General features: G+C 62.9%; 15 protein-coding genes. 10 read left to right on the top strand and 5 right to left on the bottom strand.

The window, feature by feature from the left end; all coding sequences use genetic code 11:
- Positions 1-23: 23 nt before the first annotated feature.
- The 3 genes from Q0894_RS14285 to dctP all read right to left on the bottom strand — a co-directional run bounded on the left by Q0894_RS14285 (position 24) and on the right by dctP (position 3,080).
- Positions 24-1,301, bottom strand: a complete 1,278-nt coding sequence (locus tag Q0894_RS14285) for a TRAP transporter large permease (protein ID WP_299236560.1) — start codon at positions 1,299-1,301, stop codon at positions 24-26.
- The gene (locus Q0894_RS14280; RefSeq protein ID WP_299236557.1) at positions 1,298-1,843 is read right to left on the bottom strand and encodes a TRAP transporter small permease subunit; all 546 of its coding nucleotides are present in this window, start codon (positions 1,841-1,843) and stop codon (positions 1,298-1,300) included. Before Q0894_RS14280 ends, Q0894_RS14285 begins: the two co-directional genes overlap by 4 nt.
- Before the next feature lie 169 nt (positions 1,844-2,012).
- Complete coding sequence (dctP, locus tag Q0894_RS14275; protein WP_299236555.1) at positions 2,013-3,080, bottom strand: TRAP transporter substrate-binding protein DctP; 1,068 nt, start codon at positions 3,078-3,080, stop codon at positions 2,013-2,015.
- 245 nt (positions 3,081-3,325) lie between these two features.
- Here dctP and Q0894_RS14270 point away from each other — a divergent pair, with 245 nt between their 5' ends.
- The 9 genes from Q0894_RS14270 to Q0894_RS14230 all read left to right on the top strand — a co-directional run bounded on the left by Q0894_RS14270 (position 3,326) and on the right by Q0894_RS14230 (position 11,668).
- Positions 3,326-6,121: a monovalent cation/H+ antiporter subunit A gene (locus Q0894_RS14270; RefSeq protein WP_299236553.1), complete on the top strand. Its 2,796-nt coding sequence runs from the start codon at positions 3,326-3,328 to the stop codon at positions 6,119-6,121.
- A complete protein-coding gene (locus tag Q0894_RS14265) occupies positions 6,121-6,459 on the top strand; it encodes a Na+/H+ antiporter subunit C (RefSeq protein ID WP_132041237.1) in 339 nt (112 codons plus the stop codon). The genes Q0894_RS14270 and Q0894_RS14265 overlap by 1 nt, the downstream gene beginning before the upstream one ends.
- Complete coding sequence (locus Q0894_RS14260) at positions 6,456-7,979, top strand: monovalent cation/H+ antiporter subunit D (RefSeq protein ID WP_299236550.1); 1,524 nt, start codon at positions 6,456-6,458, stop codon at positions 7,977-7,979. Before Q0894_RS14265 ends, Q0894_RS14260 begins: the two co-directional genes overlap by 4 nt.
- On the top strand, positions 7,976-8,482 hold the full coding sequence (locus Q0894_RS14255) for a Na+/H+ antiporter subunit E (protein ID WP_299236548.1): 507 nt from the start codon (positions 7,976-7,978) through the stop codon (positions 8,480-8,482). The genes Q0894_RS14260 and Q0894_RS14255 overlap by 4 nt, the downstream gene beginning before the upstream one ends.
- Positions 8,479-8,748 carry a K+/H+ antiporter subunit F gene (locus Q0894_RS14250; RefSeq protein WP_299236546.1) on the top strand — a complete coding sequence of 90 codons (270 nt, stop codon included), beginning with the start codon at positions 8,479-8,481 and terminating at the stop codon, positions 8,746-8,748. Before Q0894_RS14255 ends, Q0894_RS14250 begins: the two co-directional genes overlap by 4 nt.
- Complete coding sequence (locus Q0894_RS14245) at positions 8,745-9,089, top strand: Na+/H+ antiporter subunit G (RefSeq protein ID WP_240721638.1); 345 nt, start codon at positions 8,745-8,747, stop codon at positions 9,087-9,089. The genes Q0894_RS14250 and Q0894_RS14245 overlap by 4 nt, the downstream gene beginning before the upstream one ends.
- Before the next feature lie 74 nt (positions 9,090-9,163).
- Positions 9,164-10,267, top strand: a complete 1,104-nt coding sequence (locus Q0894_RS14240) for an aminotransferase class I/II-fold pyridoxal phosphate-dependent enzyme (protein WP_299236543.1) — start codon at positions 9,164-9,166, stop codon at positions 10,265-10,267.
- A gap of 70 nt (positions 10,268-10,337) precedes the next feature.
- Positions 10,338-11,546 (top strand): MFS transporter, encoded by a 1,209-nt coding sequence (locus tag Q0894_RS14235; RefSeq protein WP_299236541.1) that lies wholly within the window; start codon positions 10,338-10,340, stop codon positions 11,544-11,546.
- Positions 11,543-11,668, top strand: a complete 126-nt coding sequence (locus Q0894_RS14230) for a hypothetical protein (protein WP_299236539.1) — start codon at positions 11,543-11,545, stop codon at positions 11,666-11,668. Before Q0894_RS14235 ends, Q0894_RS14230 begins: the two co-directional genes overlap by 4 nt.
- 200 nt (positions 11,669-11,868) lie before the next feature.
- Here the strand turns inward: Q0894_RS14230 and Q0894_RS14225 are convergent, their stop codons facing one another.
- Positions 11,869-13,389: an aldehyde dehydrogenase family protein gene (locus Q0894_RS14225; RefSeq protein WP_299236537.1), complete on the bottom strand. Its 1,521-nt coding sequence runs from the start codon at positions 13,387-13,389 to the stop codon at positions 11,869-11,871.
- A 61-nt stretch (positions 13,390-13,450) separates the two neighbouring features.
- A complete protein-coding gene (locus tag Q0894_RS14220) occupies positions 13,451-15,247 on the bottom strand; it encodes an NAD(P)/FAD-dependent oxidoreductase (protein WP_299236535.1) in 1,797 nt (598 codons plus the stop codon).
- Positions 15,248-15,573: 326 nt separating this feature from the next.
- Between Q0894_RS14220 and Q0894_RS14215 the strand changes: the two genes are divergently transcribed.
- Positions 15,574-17,568, top strand: a complete 1,995-nt coding sequence (locus Q0894_RS14215) for a sigma-54-dependent Fis family transcriptional regulator (protein WP_299236533.1) — start codon at positions 15,574-15,576, stop codon at positions 17,566-17,568.
- The last annotated feature ends 79 nt before the right edge of the window (positions 17,569-17,647 follow it).

The following is a 17,647-nucleotide window of genomic DNA, read 5'->3' as shown; positions in this document are numbered from 1 at the left end:
AAATGACGTTCGCCTCAAGGCATCTAGCCTAGCAACGATGGTATCCAGGTTGAGAGTGAAGGAAAGCTGACCAGCAGCAGGATCACCGCGATAAAGGCCACATAGAATGGCAGCGAGGCGATGATCGCCCGCTCGAAAGGCACATTGGCGATACGTGCCGCCGTCATCAATGTCATGCCCACCGGCGGAGTGACGTTGGAGATATTGAGCACCACGATCATCAGGATCGCGAAGTGCAGCGGGTCCACACCGAGCTGAACCATCGCCGGCACCAACACCGGGGCCACGACCACCAGCGCCGGCAGCACATCCATGACGGTGCCGATCAAAATAAGCAGGGCACACACCAGCAGTAGTTGCAGAAAGGTCGAGTCGCTGAAGGTGGTGATCAGGCCTGCCGCGTCCCTGGCGATACCGGAGCGGGTAACGAACCAGCCGAGTACCGCCGAGGTCGCCAGCAGAAAGAACACCACGCCCGAGAAGCGCACCGTCACCAGCAGCGCATACCAGATCTTCTGCCAGGTCAGGCTTCGGTAGAAGACCACGCCGATGGCAATGGCATAGACCGCGGCAAAGCCCGAGGCCTCGGTGATGGTGGTCAGCCCCGAGAGAATGCCACCGAGGATGATCAAAGGCACGATCATCGCTGGCAGCGCGACCAGAAAGGCCATCCCGGCCACCTTGAGTGGCGTCGGCGCCTGCTTGGGATACCCCCGCCTCCAGGCCAGAAAGAAGCTGACGGCAAGCAGGGCAATGGCCATCAGCAGGCCGGGGATAATTCCTCCCGCGAACAGATCGATGACCGAGATATCGCGCAACAGGGTGGCATAGACCACCATCACCACGCTGGGCGGGATGATCGGCCCGATGATCGATGAGCAGGCCGTGACCGCGGCCGCATACTCGGCGTCATAGCCCTGCGCTTTCATCTCCGGGATCATGATCTTGCCAATCGCGACGGTATCTGTGATCGCCGCCCCGGTGAGGCCGGCAAAGAACACCGACACCGACACATTGACGTGTGACAGGGCCCCGCGGACCTGACCGAACAGGGCATTGTTGAAGGCGATCAGCTTCTGGGTCAGCCCGCCCTGGTTCATCAGTTCGGCGGTGAAGATGAAATAGGGCACGGCGATCAGCAGGAAGCCGGACACGCCGGCAAACATGCGGTCGGCGATGATACCGAGCATGCGCTCGCCGCCCATGGCAAAGCCGCCGGCCAGCCCCGACATGGCCATCACCACGGCGACCGGCGCGCCGATCAGCAAGAGCACAACGAAAGCGATGATCGCGGGCATCATGAGCGTTTCTCCCCATCGGCGGTGTCGATAAGCCCATCGATCACACTGTCGTCATCGATGAAGTGTTCCAGCAGGTCGAAGCCCTGCACCAGATGCAGCAGGACGATGACCCCGCTGATCGGAATCACGATGGCGGTGAACTTGGCCGATATCTGTATCTGGTCGGAGACCATGTAGACCTGAGAGGCCCCCTGGAAGAACCCCCAGCCATACCAGACCAGCATCAGGCCAAACAGCGCGATGACACCCAGGCACAGGCCTGCCGCCACCTTCAGCAGCAGTCGCGGCAGGCTGCGCACCAGTAGTGTCATCGCCACATGCTCGCCATAGCGCAACGAGATGGTCATGGAGAGAAAGCCGATCCAGGGCAGGAAGAGTCTGGCCAGGGAGTAGGTCCAGCTCAGGGTGCTGCCGGTGGCCAGCTTGTAGAGAAAGGCCGTGAATGAGATGCCCAGCATGATGAGCACGCAAGCCACACAGGCCACGATCGCCACCAGATTCACCGCATCACTGATCCGGCGCAAAGGCTGAAGGAGGGTCATCGGCATACCTCGAGGTGATCGACGGCCAGCCCGCGGGCCGACCGTCCCACGACACAGGCACCAGTCGCCTGTCGATTCACTGGCCCCGGGATCACCGGGGCCGTTCACTCAATCGCGATGGTAACTGGCCATGTAACTGGCCATGTAACTGGCCATGTAACTGGCCACGTTATTGACCATAATTGGCCATATCGCTCTCGACGACCTCCTCGCCGACCCGCTTGACCTCGGCCAGGAAGGCGTCGACCTTCTCCTCCTCGATACCGAAGTCGTTGACGATCCACTCCTTCCAGGCCGGCGTGGCGATCTCAGCCATGCGGGCCCGCTCTTCCGGGGGCATGATGTAGCACTCCTTGAAGCGCTCGCAGGACTCCACCCAGCTGGCCGTGGCCAGGGCACCGGACATGCCGTGGCCGATGGCAATCGCCTCGCGGGCGGAGGTGACGATGGCCTCCTGCTGCTCCTCGGTCAGGCTCTGGAACCACTCCTCGCTGACCAGCCAGGCGGCACTGTTATAGACATGACCGGTGAGCGTGGTGTAGTCCGTCACTTCATTGAAGTTGAAGGTGGTATTGAGCACCGGGGCGTTGAACTGACCGTCGGCCAGGCCGGTCTCCAGGGCGGTGATTACCTCGCCCCAGGGCAGCGGCGTGGCCGAGGCACCCAGCGACTTCATGATCGCCACGTGACCGGGGTTCTCCTCGGTGCGGATATTGAGCCCCTCGAGATCCTCCACGGTCTTGATCAGACGCTCGTTGTTGGTGAAGGCAACGAAGCCGCCCCCGTCATCGAAGGTGCCCAGGTAGCGCATATTGGTCTCTTCGACGGTGCCGGACATGAAGTCGGCGAACCAGTCGCCATCGAAGAAGGCCCAGGCCTGACGCCAGTTGTCGAAGATGAAGGGCGCGGTCATCAGCTGGTAGTCATCATAGAAGGATGACATGGCACCAGTGGTGATGATGGTGGACTGCAAGGTGCGCCCACCCTGCACCTCGGAAGCCGTCTCCACCTCGGAGCCCAGCTGACTGTTGCCGAAGATCGATACCGTGATCTCCCCGTCGGTGCGTGTCTCCACCAGGTTCTTGAACTGAATCAGCGCCGGGTAGACCTCGTTGTTGCTCATGTTTTCGGGAAGGATGGTGGCGATGGCCATCTCCTCGGCCTGGGCCTGGACGGCCGCCATGGCCAGGGGCAGCGCCGCCAGGGCGGCCAGACGCGGGAACTTCTTGCTATGCATGGGCTTGCCTCTCGGTATTGTCGTTATCGGATGCGGCAAAGGCAGCGTCAGAAACGCTTGCCTGCTCACTATCCTAGAACGCCAGCCTCGATGCTGCTTGCACCTGCTGCCGGTTCCTTTCAACGCCGATGTTGTTCGCAACCATCCTGAAACCACCATCCAGCGTTGAAGCCGGCGTCTGACCAGGCCCCGATGCCCTCTTATAGTGTGTAAAGGAACCTCTGCCGGACAGGGAGTCGCGCCTTATGCCGCTTGTGCTGATCATCCTGCTGCCGCTGACGGGCGCTTGCCTGCCCGCCCTGCTGCAGGGACGATCATCACGCCTGCTGGCCTCGGTCTCCGCCCTCCCTGCCCTGTTCTGCCTGCTGCTGCTGCTCAGCTGGCTTCCCCATGTGATGCAGGGCGGTGAGGCCGTGGTGCAGCGGCTCTCCTGGCTGCCCTCCCTGGGCCTCGACGCAAGTTTTCGACTCGACGGCCTGGGGCTGCTGTTTGCCCTGCTGATCACCGGCGTCGGCTGCCTGATCCTGCTCTATGCCCGCTACTATTTCGAAGGCAGCAAGACCACGGCACGCTTCTTTACCCTGATTCTGCTGTTCATGGCGGCCATGTTGGGCATCGTGCTTAGCGAGAATCTGCTATTTATGCTGGTGTTCTGGGAGCTGACCAGCCTGAGCTCCTTCCTGCTGATCGGCTACCACACCAATGATCATGCGGCTCGCCTGGGAGCTCGCATGTCGCTGGTGATCACCGGCGGTGGCGGCCTGGCACTGCTCGCCGGCATCGTGCTGCTCGGCCAGGTCGCCGGCAGCTATGAACTCTCCATCATCCTCGAGGCCGGCAGCCGCATTCGCGCAAGCGAGCACTACTGGCTGATGCTTAATCTGATCCTGCTCGGCGCCTTCACCAAGTCGGCCCAGTTCCCCTTTCACCTCTGGCTGCCCCATGCCATGACGGCGCCCACCCCGGTCTCCGCCTATCTGCACAGCGCCACCATGGTCAAGGCGGGGCTGTTTCTGCTCGCGCGCCTGCACCCAGCACTGGCCGATACCACGCTATGGTTCTACCTGGTGACCCTGACCGGCATGCTGACGCTGATGGTGGGTGCCTTCGTGGCCATGTTCATGCACGACATGAAGGGACTGCTGGCCTACTCCACGGTCTCCCACCTGGGGTTGATCATGTTGTTGCTGGGGCTGGGAACGCCCATGGCACTGGCGGCGGCCCTCTTCCATCTGGTGTGCCACGCGCTGTTCAAGGCCCCCCTGTTCATGATGGCGGGCTACGTGGACCACGCCACCGGCTCCCGCGACATGCGCCATATCAACGGCATGTGGCGTTTCATGCCGGTGCTGATGGTACTGTCGGGCGTCGCCTCCGCCGCCATGGCCGGCCTGCCCCTGATGAGTGGCTATCTGAGCAAGAAGATGCTGTTCAACGAAAGCCTGCGGGTCGTCACTCCGGAGTGGGCGGCGGTAGTGATTCCCGCCTGGGTGGCCCTGGCCGGCCTCTTCTCGGTGGCCTACTCGATCCGCATCTTCCATAACGTCTTCTTCAATGGTCGGCCGGTCGACCTGCCGATCTGGCCACCCGTCCCACCCCGGCTGGCGGCCCTCTCGCCCATCATGTTGCCGGTCCTGGCCTCCCTGCTGGTGGGATTGGCCCCCGCACCGATCTATATGACACTGATCCACTCTGCCTTCGCGGCCACCCAGCAGGTAGCCGTTGCCCCCTATGACTTCACGGCCCTGGGCGGGCGTCTGCCCATGCTCATGAGCCTCTTTGCCCTGGCCGGCGGTGCGCTCTTCTACCACTGGCGCACGCCGCTTTTTCGCCTGCATGCCCGCCTGCCGATGGTGGATGCCAAGGAGATATTCGACTGGTTCATGCGTCGCGCCACGGCTCTGGCTCAGCAGCGTGTCTTCCAGCTGGAGAATGGCTCCCTGCAGCGGTACCTGGCCTTTATCATGGCTACCCTCGTGGTGCTGGTCGGCCTGCAGCTGCGCGATGTCCCCCGCTGGCACGCCGGCGTGGCGCTTGCCCCCCTCGACCCGCTCACCCTGCTGGCCGCGATCCTGCTCTGCCTGACATCACTGGGGGTGGTGGTCTATCACCATCACCGGCTCCCGGCCCTGCTGCTGCTCGGCGTTACCGGACTGTTCGTCACCGTGACCTTCGCCCGCTTCTCGGCACCGGACCTCGCCCTGACCCAGCTGATGGTGGAAGTGATGGCGGTGGTGATCATGATGCTGGCACTCTCCTTCCTGCCCCAGACCTCTCCACGCGGCTCGACCCGACTGCGCATGGGCCGCGATCTGACCATCGCCGGATTGATGGGCCTGGGCGTGGCCGCCTTCAGTTTCGCCATCCTGACCCGCCCCCAGCAGACGATCTCCGACTTCTTCCTGGCCAACAGCGTGCCGGGGGGCGGCGGCAGCAACGTGGTCAATGTCATCCTGGTGGACTTCCGCGGCTTCGATACTTTGGGCGAGATCACCGTACTTGGCATCGCCGCCGTGGCGGTCTTCGCCTTCACTCGCGACCTGCATCTCAAGGAGCGTGTGGTCGACACCAACCCCACCCACTGGGTGGCCGAGCCCTATCCGATCATGCTCGGCGCCGTGGCCCGGCTGGTGCTGCCCGTTGCCCTGCTGGTCTCGGCCTATATCTTCCTGCGTGGCCACAACCAACCCGGCGGCGGCTTTATCGCCGGGCTGATCACCGCGGTGGCGCTGACCCTGCAGTACATGGCCGGTGGGCTGGTCTGGGCCCAGGCACGCATGCCGACCGCCTTTCGGCCGATGATCGGTGCCGGGGTGCTGATCGCCTCCTTTACGGGCCTGGGCAGCTGGCTGTTCGGCTTCCCCTTCCTCACCTCGGCCCACGGTCACCTGCATCTGCCGCTGATTGGCGAGTTCGAGCTGGCCACCGCCATGCTCTTCGATCTCGGTGTCTACGCCACCGTGGTCGGGGCCACGCTGCTGATTCTGGCCAACCTCGGCAAGCTGATGACGGTGGCCGGCCCCGGCAAGGAGATCGGCTGATGGAGCTCCTCTATGCCATCACCCTTGGCGTGCTGACCAGCTGCGGCACCTATCTGCTGCTGCGGGCACGCACCTTCACCGTCATTCTGGGGCTGACCCTGCTCTCCCACGCCGTCAACCTCTACCTGTTCGCCTCGGGTCGATTGGTGGCCGGGGCCCCGGCCATCATCGGCATCGCGGACACCATGGCGGACCCACTGCCCCAGGCGCTGGTTTTGACCGCCATCGTCATCGGCTTCGCCATGACCGCCTTCGTGGTGGTGCTGGCGCTCAAGGCCGCGGTGGAGCTGCGCAACGACCATGTCGACGGTGAGAATCCCGACGAGGACCGGACATGAACCACGTTCTGATCCTGCCCATCCTGCTGCCGCTGCTGACCGGCGCGGGCCAGCTGCTGTTCTACCGGGCCCCCTTCGCCGTGCAGCGCCTGCTCGGGTTTGCCAGCACCACCTGGCTGGTACTGCTGGGTCTCTGGGCGATCGTCACGGCCGGTGCCGGCGACTATCTGATCTACCAGGCCGGCAACTGGCCAGCCCCCTTCGGCATCGTACTGGTCCTCGACCGCCTCGCCGCCATCATGCTGGCCCTCACCGCCGTGCTCGGACTCTGCTGCCTGCTCTACGCCAGCGGTGGCACCGACCGGCGCGGCGCCCACTTCCATGCCCTCTTCCAGTTCCAGCTGGCGGGGCTCAACGGCGCCTTCCTGACCGGCGACCTGTTCAACCTCTTCGTGTTCTTCGAGATCCTGCTGATTGCCTCCTACGCCCTGCTGCTGCATGGCGGCGGCCGCGCCCGCAGCCGCGCGGGCCTGCACTATGTGATCATCAATCTCGCGGGGTCGGCGCTGTTTCTGATCGCTCTGGGCACCCTCTACGGTCTGGTCGGCACCCTCAACATGGCCGACCTGGCACAAAGAGTCGCCGCGGCCCCGGCCGAGGATGCGCCGCTGCTGGCGGCGGCCAGCCTGATTCTGCTGGTGGTGTTCGGCATCAAGGCGGCGATCCTGCCGCTGCTGTTCTGGCTGCCCCGCGCCTACTCGGCGGCCAGCGCACCGGTGGCGGCCCTCTTCGCCATCATGACCAAGGTGGGTGTCTACGCGATCCTGCGGGTCTTCCTCCTGGTCTTCGCGCTGGGGGAGTCGCCGGTCAACGAGACCGCCTGGGACTGGCTGTGGCCCCTGGCCCTGCTGACCCTGGCACTCGGCGGCATCGGTGTGCTGGGTTCCGAGAGCCTGCGCACCCTGACCGCCTATCTGGTGATCCTCTCGGTGGGCACCCTGCTCGCGACCATCAGCCTGGCCACCCCCGCCGCCCTGGGCGCTGCCCTCTTCTACCTGGTGCACAGCACCCTGATGGCCGCCATCTTCTTCCTGCTCGCCGACCTGCTGGGCCAGCAGCGCAAGGAGGGCTATGACCGCTTCTCCGCGGTGGGCCCCATCGGACACCGCTGGGTACTGGGGAGTCTGTTCTTTATCGCCGGCATCGCCATGGCGGGATTGCCGCCGTTTTCGGGGTTCGTCAGCAAGGTATGGATTCTGCAGGCCAGCGGCGCCCAACCCGGGGGGCTATGGCTTTGGGGGATACTGCTGGCGTCGGCCCTCTTGGTGATCATCGCCATCAGCCGCACCGGCAGCAGCTGGTTCTGGCGTCCCGGCGAGATGGCGACCCCCTATCCACTCAGGCGCGGCCTGCTGACCCTGGTCTACAGCATGGTCGGCCTCAACGCCTTGCTGGCGGCCTTCGGTGACCCGGTGATGGCTTACCTTGCGCTCACCGCCGAACAGCTGTTCGCCCCACAGGGCTATATCAGCGCGGTGCTGCCCGAGGCCACCGCGCCCACCTGGGAGGTCGCCCCATGATGCCCTTGATCCGCGCGCGGCGATTCTGGCTGCCACACCCGCTGTTCTCGCTGTTTTTGGCGCTGCTCTGGCTGCTGATGGTCAATGACGTCAGCATGGCCAACGCACTGCTGGGACTGGCCCTGGGCGTGGCCATCCCGATGGTGACCCACGGCTTCTGGGCCGAGGAGGCGAGGATCCGGCGGCCATTGCCGCTGCTGCGCTACCTGCTGGTGCTGCTGCTGGACATCCTGCGCTCCAACCTGGTAGTGGCGCTACGCATCCTGCGCCCCGCCCGGCATCTCAAGCCGGCCTTCTTCATCTACCCGCTTACCCTGGACGATGACTTCGCCATCACCATCCTGGCCAGCACCATCTCGCTGACTCCCGGTACCGTCTCGCTCCACCATGACGCCGAGGCCAACACCTTGCTGGTGCACGCCCTGCATCTGGAAAACGAGACCGAGGCCATTGAAGAGATACACCGTCGCTACGAGCGCCCGCTTCAGGAGATCTTTCGATGATTGCCCTGGTGATTCCCATCGCGATGACGCTATTCGCCGTCGCCGCGCTACTCAATCTCTATCGCCTGGCCGCAGGCCCGGATATCGTCGACCGCATCCTGGCGCTGGACACCCTGATGATCAACAGCATCGCCTTGATCGTGCTGGCCGATATCCAGATGGGGCTCGGGGTGTTGTTCGAGCTGGCCCTGCTGATCGCGCTGATGGGCTTCGTCGGCACCGTGGCCATGAGCAAGTACCTGCTGCGGGGAGACGTCATCGAATGAACAGCCTCGACATGTCCTGGATCATGCAGCTGGTCATCGCCCTCTTCCTGCTGGTGGGCGCGGTGGTGGCGCTGATCGGCTCCTGGGGGCTGGCCAAGCTCCCCGACTTCTACACTCGCCTGCATGGCCCCACCAAGGCCAGCACCCTGGGCGTCGGTTGCACGCTGATCGGCTCGCTGCTCTTCTTTAGCCACCAGCAGGATGGCGTCTCGGTGCAGGAGGCCCTGGTGACCATATTTTTGTTCGCCACCGCCCCGGTCAGCGCCCATATGATGGGCAAGGCGGCGCTGCGTCGGCGCCTGCGAGGCGTGGCGGGCACCCGCAATATGCCCAAGGAGTAGCCCACCGGCGGGCCAACTTACCGTCAAACCCTGATAGGGTGAACGATGACAGGCATCAGCGACTGGAGACCGATATGCCCCGCTTCCCCGACCATCTGACCGGAGACGGCCCCCACAACCCCTTCCCCGGCGTGCGCGTGCTGGAGCGCCGCCTGGGGCGCGAAATCCCCCATCAGTTGGGCTCCAACGAGGGGCTCGACATGCCCCACCGCGCCCTGCGCGAGCGCTTCGGCGATGCCCTGGCGGAACATGTCTATAGCTACGGCGATGCCGAGGCAATGGGCATCCGTCGGCGCCTGACCGACCAGAAGGGGATTGCGCTGGAGGCGATGCTGGTGGACGCCGGGGCCGACAGCCTGCTCGCCCTGACGCTGCGTGCCGTTACCTCACCCGGCGATACGGTCGTCGCCACCCGAGGCACCTACCCCACCTTCGCCTACTTCGCCCGGGGCCACGGCTGTCGCGTGGAGGAAGTCGCCTACGACGAGGCGCCGGGACGACTCGCCCCCGACTTGGACGCCCTGGCGCGGACGGCCAGGGAGACCCGCGCACGGCTGGTCTATCTGGCCAACCCGGACAACCCCGGCGGCCACCTGCATGCCGACGATGATGTGCTGGCCCTGCGCCGCTCTCTGCCCGACGACTGCTGGCTGCTGCTCGACGAGGCCTATCACGACTTCCGTGAGGATGCCGACGGCGATTTCGGCCGTCGGGTGCTGCCCGGGGTGGTGCGCCTGCGCACCCTCTCAAAGGCTCATGGCCTCGCCGGGTTACGCGTCGGCTACGCCATCGCCGAGCCGAAGACCCTGGCGGTGATGATGAAGGTCCGCATCCACTATGCGGTGTCGACACTCAGCCAGGCCGCCGCCGAAACGGTGCTGGACGCGCCTGACGAGGTCGCAGTCCACGTGGAGGCGGTGAGGGAGCGTCGTGAGCGCCTGGCAGCCCACCTGCGCGAACTGGGCGCCGATGTGCTGCCCAGCGCCACCAACTTCGTCGGCGTACGCATGCCGACCGCGGAGCTCGCCGGCGAGGTGCACAGGGCGCTGCTCGACGAGGGCAAGCTGATCGCCCGCCCCGCCGACCCGGCACTGGGCCACGTGCTGCGCATCACCGCCGTGGAGGATGCTCTGGTACCCGGCCGGCTGGCGACCCTGGAGCGCGCCCTGCAGCGCTAGCCAAAACCGGCTCCAGGCGACATAGTTGCGTCCTTTAGCCTGCAAACCAGCCCACTCAATGGACCCGCCGATGGACACCCTACGCCGCCACTCCCTGATGATCCTCGTGCTCGGCAGCCTGGTGGTCACCCTGGCCATGGGTCTTCGCCATGGCTTTGGCCTCTTCCTCGAGCCGATGAGCGCGGAGCTGGGCTGGGGGCGCGGCGTCTTTGCCTTCGCCCTGGCCATCCAGAACCTCCTTTGGGGCCTCGCCCAACCCTTCGCCGGTGCCGTGGCGGATCGCTACGGCGCCGCACGCGTCGTGGTGCTGGGCGGCGCGCTTTACGCGCTGGGACTACTGTTTATGGGGCTCTCCGAAACGGCGCTGGGCATGACACTCTCGGCCGGGGTGCTGATCGGGCTGGGGCTCTCCGGCACCACCTTCTCGGTGGTACTCGGCGCGGTGGGGCGCGCCGTGGCACCGGAGAAGCGCAGCATGGCCATGGGTATCGTCAGCGCCGCAGGCTCCTTCGGCCAGTTTGCCATGTTGCCCGGCACACTGGGGCTGCTGGAGTGGCTCGGCTGGTCCGCAGCGCTACTGGCCATGGCCGCCATCGGTGCCCTGCTGCTGCCGTTGGGAGCCCTGCTGCGTGACCGCCCCTCACCTGCCGCGGCAGGCGACCTGCCACTACGCGAGGCCCTCGACGAAGCGCTCGGTCACCGTGGCTTCTGGCTTCTCTGCCTGGGCTTTTTCGTCTGCGGTTTCCAGGTGGTCTTTATCGGCGTGCATCTGCCCGGCTATCTCTACGACAATGGCATCGCCGTCCAGGTGGGCAGCACCGTGCTGGCGCTGATCGGCCTGTTCAACATCTTCGGTACCTATGTCACCGGCTGGCTGGGCGGACGGTACTCTAAATCGCGTTTACTCAGCTGGCTCTACCTGTGCCGGGCCGGGGTTATCACGCTCTTCCTGATGGTGCCGCTGAGCCCGGCCAGTGCCTACGCCTTTGGCATTGCCATGGGGCTGCTGTGGCTCTCCACGGTACCCTTGACCAACGGCATCGTCGCCTCGGTGTTCGGTGTACAGCACCTCTCCATGCTAGGTGGCATCGTCTTCCTGTTTCACCAGCTCGGCTCCTTCATGGGCGTCTGGCTGGGTGGCCTCCTCTACGACCTGCAGGGCGACTACGACGTGGTCTGGAAGCTGGCCATCCTGCTTGGGGTCGCTGCCGCCGCGCTGCACTGGTGGATCAACGAGGCACCGGTGCAGCGTGACGCCCGTCAGAGAGCCGGGGCATGAATCGCCGTCTGGCATGGCGACTGGCGGCGTCGGCTATTGCCGCCGCTGCCCTTGCCCTGGTGTGGTGGGGCTGGCATCAGCTGGATGGCTCCCTGCTGCTGCTTGGCAGCAGGCTGTGCTAATGCTCTTTGCTAACCAATAAGGTGTTCTTCCCGGTCAGTTCGGATCGCCTCGGGTTAGTGCTCTGGATGCGGCAACGTGCAAAGCTTCATGTCACATTGAAACGCTTCATAAAAATAGCCGTTGGGCACGACGTTAGTCGTGCCCAACGAAATGGCGCCACCGCCTTATTGCAATCAATTGTCGATGACGCGGATAGCGCTTAGAAGAAGCCCATCGGATTGATGTCGTAGCTGACCAGCAGGTTCTTGGTCTGCTGGTAGTGCTCGAGGGCCACCTTGTGGGTCTCGCGACCGACACCGGACTTCTTGTAGCCGCCGAAGGCCGCATGCGCCGGATACTGGTGGTAGCAGTTGGTCCATACGCGACCGGCCTGGATGCCACGCCCCATGCGGAAGGCCACATTGATGTCGCGACTCCAGACGCCGGCACCGAGCCCGAACTCGGTATCGTTGGCGATCGCCAGCGCCTCCTCCTCGTCCTTGAAGGTGGTCACCGCCACCACCGGCCCGAAGATCTCTTCCTGGAAGACGCGCATCTTGTTGTGGCCCTTGAGCAGCGTCGGCTCGATATAGAAGCCCTTGTCATAGGCAGGATCGAAGCTCGCCTTGTCACCGCCAGTGAGCACCTCCGCCCCCTCTTCCCGGGCGATATCCATGTAGGACATGATCTTGTCGAACTGCTCCTGGGAGGCCTGGGCCCCCACCTGGACATCGGTATCCAGCGGGTTGCCGCGCTTGATCTGCCCGACCTTCTCCATCACCTTGGCCATGAAGGCGTCGTACATGGACTCCTGGATCAGGGCTCGGGAGGGGCAGGTGCACACCTCACCCTGGTTGAAGAAGGCCAGCACCAGCCCCTCGGCGGCCTTGTCGATGAACGCCGGTTCGGCATTCATGATGTCGGCGAAATAGATGTTCGGCGACTTGCCACCCAGCTCCACGGTGGAGGGAATGATGTTCTCCGCGGCACACTTGAGGATATGCGCGCCTACCGGGGTCGAGCCGGTGAAGGCGATCTTGGCGATTCGCTTGCTGGTGGCAAGCGCCTGGCCCGCCTCGGCACCATAGCCATTGACGATATTGACCACGCCCGGGGGCAGCAGGTCACCGATCACCTCCATCAGCTTGAGAATCGAGGCGGGCGTCTGCTCGGCGGGCTTGAGCACCACGCAGTTGCCCGCGGCAAGGGCCGGCGCCAGCTTCCAGACGGCCATCAGCAGCGGGAAGTTCCAGGGAATGATCTGCCCCACCACGCCCAGCGGCTCATGGAAGTGATAGGCCACGGTATTGGCGTCGATATCGGCGGCAGTGCCCTCCTGGGCACGAATGCAGCCGGCGAAGTAGCGGAAGTGATCGACGGCCAGCGGCAGGTCGGCGTTGAGGGTCTCGCGGACCGCCTTGCCGTTGTCCCAGGTCTCGGCGACCGCCAACATCTCGATATTCTGCTCGATGCGATCGGCGATCTTGAGCAGTATATTGGAACGCTCCGCGGCGGCGGTCTTGCCCCAGGCCGGTGCCGCGGCATGCGCGGCATCCAGCGCCTTGTCGATATCCTCCGCGTCAGAGCGGGGAATCTCGCAGAACACCTCGCCGTTGACCGGGCTGACGTTGTCGAAGTACTGCCCCTTGACCGGCGGAACGAACTCGCCACCGATATAGTTGCCGTAGCGCGACTCGAAGGCGACGACCGCACCGGACTGGCTCGGATTGGTATAAATCATGGTAAACTCCTTGATGATAATTGTTAAGCAGGCCGGCTCATCCCTACCGGCCCATCGCGACTTAGGCGAGATGATGAACGTCTTGCAAGCCGTACACTGGTGTAGCGATGCCTTCCATACGAGCCTTGAGCTGCAAGGCCAGATACTGGGAATAGTGTCGAGACTGATGCAGGTTGCCGCCATGGAACCATAGCGCTTCCTGCTGCGTCGGCTTCCACATATTCCGTAGCTCGCCTTCCCAGGGGCCAGGATCCTTGGTGGTATCGGAGCCCATTCCCCAACACTTTCCCACCTTGTCGGCCACCTCCTGCGAAATGATGCGAGCCGCCCAGCCATTCATGGAGCCGTAGCCAGTGGCATAGATGATCAGGTCGGCGGGCAACTCAGTTCCATCGGTGAGGGTTACTGAGCGCGGATTGATGTGCTCAATACTCACGCCGCTACGCAACTTGATCTCACCGTCGGCGATCAAGTCGCATGCCCCCACGTCGATGTAATAGCCTGAGGCCCGCCGCAGATACTTGAGAAACAGTCCAGAATCATCATCGCCGAAATCAAGCATAAATCCGGCATCTTCCAGTCTCTTGTAGAACTCGGCATCGCGCTCTCGGATCTGGTTGAAGAGAGGACGCTGAAAGTCGGGTAGCAGCTTGTAGGGAATGGAAGCAAAGATCAGGTCGGCCTTGTCATGAGTGATCCCTTGGCTGACGGCCTCTTCGGAATAGAGTGGCCCAAGGGCAATCTCCATAAGAGAGTCAGATTTCACGACATGGGTGGAGGAGCGCTGCAGCATGGTGACATCCGCATCGTTTTCCCACAGCGCCGCGCATATATCGTGAGCCGAGTTGTTAGCCCCCACGACAACCACCTTCTTTCCGCGGTAAGCATCAGGTCCCGGATGCTGGCTCGAGTGTTGCTGTTCCCCCTCGAAGGTTTCGGCACCGGGAAATTGCGGCACGTTGGGCATGCCCGACATCCCAGTTGCCAGGACCAGTTGCTTGGGGCGAAGCGTGACACGTTCTCCATCTCGATTGACGTTTACCGTCCACTCGCCGCTAGCCTCATCATAACTGGCGCTCTCGCACACGGTAGAGCTCCAGTAATTGAGCTCCATGACCTTGGTATACATCTCCAGCCAGTCGCCGATCTTGTCCTTGGGCGCAAAGACTGGCCAGTTGTCGGGAAAGGGAATATAGGGCATGTGGTCGTACCACACAGGGTCGTGCAGACACAGCGACTTGTAACGATTACGCCAGGCATCACCGGGACGAGGGTGCTTGTCGAGCACGATCGTAGGCACGTTCATCTGGCGCAGGCGAGCCGCCAGCCCAATGCCCCCCTGACCACCGCCGACGACAACGCAGTAAGGTTGCTCTCTGTAGCCAAGCGTCTCTTCTTCGCGCTCTCGAGCCTCAAGCCAGGTTTCACGAGTCTTGCTGGCACCATGCTGGGCTCCCATGGGGCGACGCAGACCACTCGGTTCAGGGTAATCCTTCAACTCCTTCATGGTGGTCAACAAAGTCCAACACTGACCATTCTTCAATCGCACCAGGCCCTTGCCTCGCGCCACCGCGGTTTCGAAAGTGAACCATGCTTCGGTGACACCGTCGGATTCAGTGGCTTCGCCGTCAATCTGCCAGTTCGTAGGACGAATCTGATCGAGTGTGGCATTGAGCATGGACTGAATGGCGTCCTTGCCTTCCAGCGTCTTGAGATTCCAGGTAAAGGCGACCAGGTCGCGCCAGTAGCACTCCTCGCCGAACAGGGTCAGAACGCTTGCGATATCCCGCTGTTCAAGCGCGTTCTCGAAATCAGCGAGCCAAAGCTGCACTTCCTGGGTAGGCGTGTGTGTCGTCATCGTTGTTCTCCGTCTTGTTCGTAGGTGACACGCCCATTCCACAGCATGAAGTGTGCCAATCCCGGCCGCCCAACCGAAAACACCGCTAAATAACTGATAATAATAGAAATACTGTTACAAGAAACAGCGTGAAGTGATGAACGAAATGGATACGGATGAAACACCTGTCACGTAACGAGAGAAAGGGCACGTTACACCTGTAATGCTCGACGAAGGGTGGAGGTGCAACCGATTGACTCCCTGCGCGGTCGGCTTAGGCTGAACGGGTGACTGCCACACAACAACAAGAGCCGCTGGAATTACAGCGGGGGTATGGAGAGGCAGCAATGCAACTACGTAACGAACAACGCCAGCATATTCATACTTTGACCCGGCTCGCCGAGGATCAGATGAGTGGTCTGGACACATACCGAGATGTGATCCGGCGCTCCTGGGAGCGTTGTATGGGCGAGTATCATCTCGACCCAACTCGCCCACGCTCGGTGCGCGTCTTGACCCAGCAAGCATTAAAGGAGCATCGCGAGCCGGTAGACGAGCTTTTGCAGGTCGCTCGTGCCGGTGTCGATCAGCTCTTCGCACAGGTGGCCCCATTGGGCTATGTGCTGCTGCTTGCCGACCAGCGTGGCATTACCGTGGACTTCCGCGGTCAACGAGACCAGGAGGCGGACCTGCGCCGAGCCGGCCTACATCTCGGGCTCGACTGGGGTGAACGTCATGCGGGCACCTGTGCCGTAGGCACATGCCTACATGAGGCGCGCGCCATTACCTGTCATCAGAATGAACATTTTGATGCTACGCATATCGATCTAACCTGCACAGCAGCGCCAATAACCGACCCCCAGGGGAATGTCATCGCGGTGCTGGATATATCAGCCCTTCGCTCGCCACGCGCATCGGAAAGTCAGAATTTCTGTCTGCCCATGGTCAGCCTCTACGCACGGATGATCGAAGATGCCTACTTCCTGCATCGCTACCGTGACAGCCTAATTCTGCGTTTTGATACCACCCGCGCTTTCGTTCATCTCAACGGCAAGGGGTTAATTGCGATCGAGGAGGACGGCAGCATCATCGCCGCCAATGGCGAAGGGCGCGGACTGATCGAAGCGCATCTGCAACGCTGGCCACCATGGTCAGTGGACCTTCTACCTAATGCCAACCAACTGTTCGACTGTGAAGTCAGTGACTTGCTGAGTATCCCTTATTCAAGTGAGGATCAGATCCGCGCATTTCGTGTACGCGCCAGCGAGGCGATCTGCTTCATTACAGTGATGGAACCCCGTGGGCCACGGGCTTATCAGCGCCCCACTCCCTCCACTCCCACACCGGTTCCGGCGTTGGACCGTCTCGCCTCAGACGATCCTGCCATGCACCGTCTTATCAAGCTGGCACGCCGCCTACGCAACGAGATGGTGAACGTGTTGATCACCGGAGAAACGGGGACCGGCAAGGAAGTCCTGGCCCGAGCCTTGCACGACAGCGGCTCGCGCGCCGAAGGGCCTTTCGTGGCGGTCAACTGCGCAGCGATACCGGAGTCGTTGATCGAAAGTGAGCTGTTTGGCTACTTGCCCGGGGCCTTTACCGGCGGGCGTAGCAAGGGCATGCGCGGGCTGATTCAACAGGCCGACGGTGGCACGCTGTTTCTGGATGAGATCGGTGACATGCCGCTGACACTGCAGACCCGTCTGTTGCGCGTGCTGGCCGAGAGTGAAGTAATGCCGTTGGGCGCCGAGAAGGCTGTACGCGTCGATATTCGAGTCATCACTGCCACCCACCGTGACATGCATGAGTTGATCGCCCACGGTCAATTCCGCGAGGACCTGTACTATCGCCTGAACGGCGCACAGCTGCGTCTTCCAGCACTCCGCGAGCGAGCCGACAAGCATTTCATTATCCGGAGTATCTACGGATCATTGGTGGCCGAACGTCAGTGCGACGTGCGTCTTCGCGCCGACGCGATGAGTGCCCTGCTGGCCTACGTCTGGCCAGGCAATATCCGACAGCTGAAGAATGCGCTGAGCTTTGCTCTGGCCACGGCAGAGGGTGAGGAGATCACCGTTCACGACCTACCCGAAGAATGCCGGGGTAGAGTGGCGAGCACTCCTCAGGTCATCGAGTCGCCCCCACAGTCTGATGCCTGCGAGAGTGGCCAAGCCTTGCACGCCTTATTACAGGAGACCGGCTGGAATATCAGCGATGTGGCGCGCCGCCTGGGTGTCTCGCGCCCTACCGTATATCGACGCATGCGCCGGCATGCACTGGTGCCACCCAACCGGCGCAGTATCGAGGAAACGACTGACATGAAGGATGTCAGACAAATATGACCTGGCCCCGAGATACAAGGCCTGAAGCTCCACCTTTTTCAGGCCCCAAAATACTCCCAGGCCGCATAACCGGCCTCGG

The sequence above is a fragment of the uncultured Halomonas sp. genome, assembly GCF_947501415.1.
GTDB lineage: Bacteria > Pseudomonadota > Gammaproteobacteria > Pseudomonadales > Halomonadaceae > Halomonas.
The sequence above is the reverse complement of the archived record's forward strand: the minus strand, read 5'-3'. Positions and strand labels throughout refer to the sequence as shown.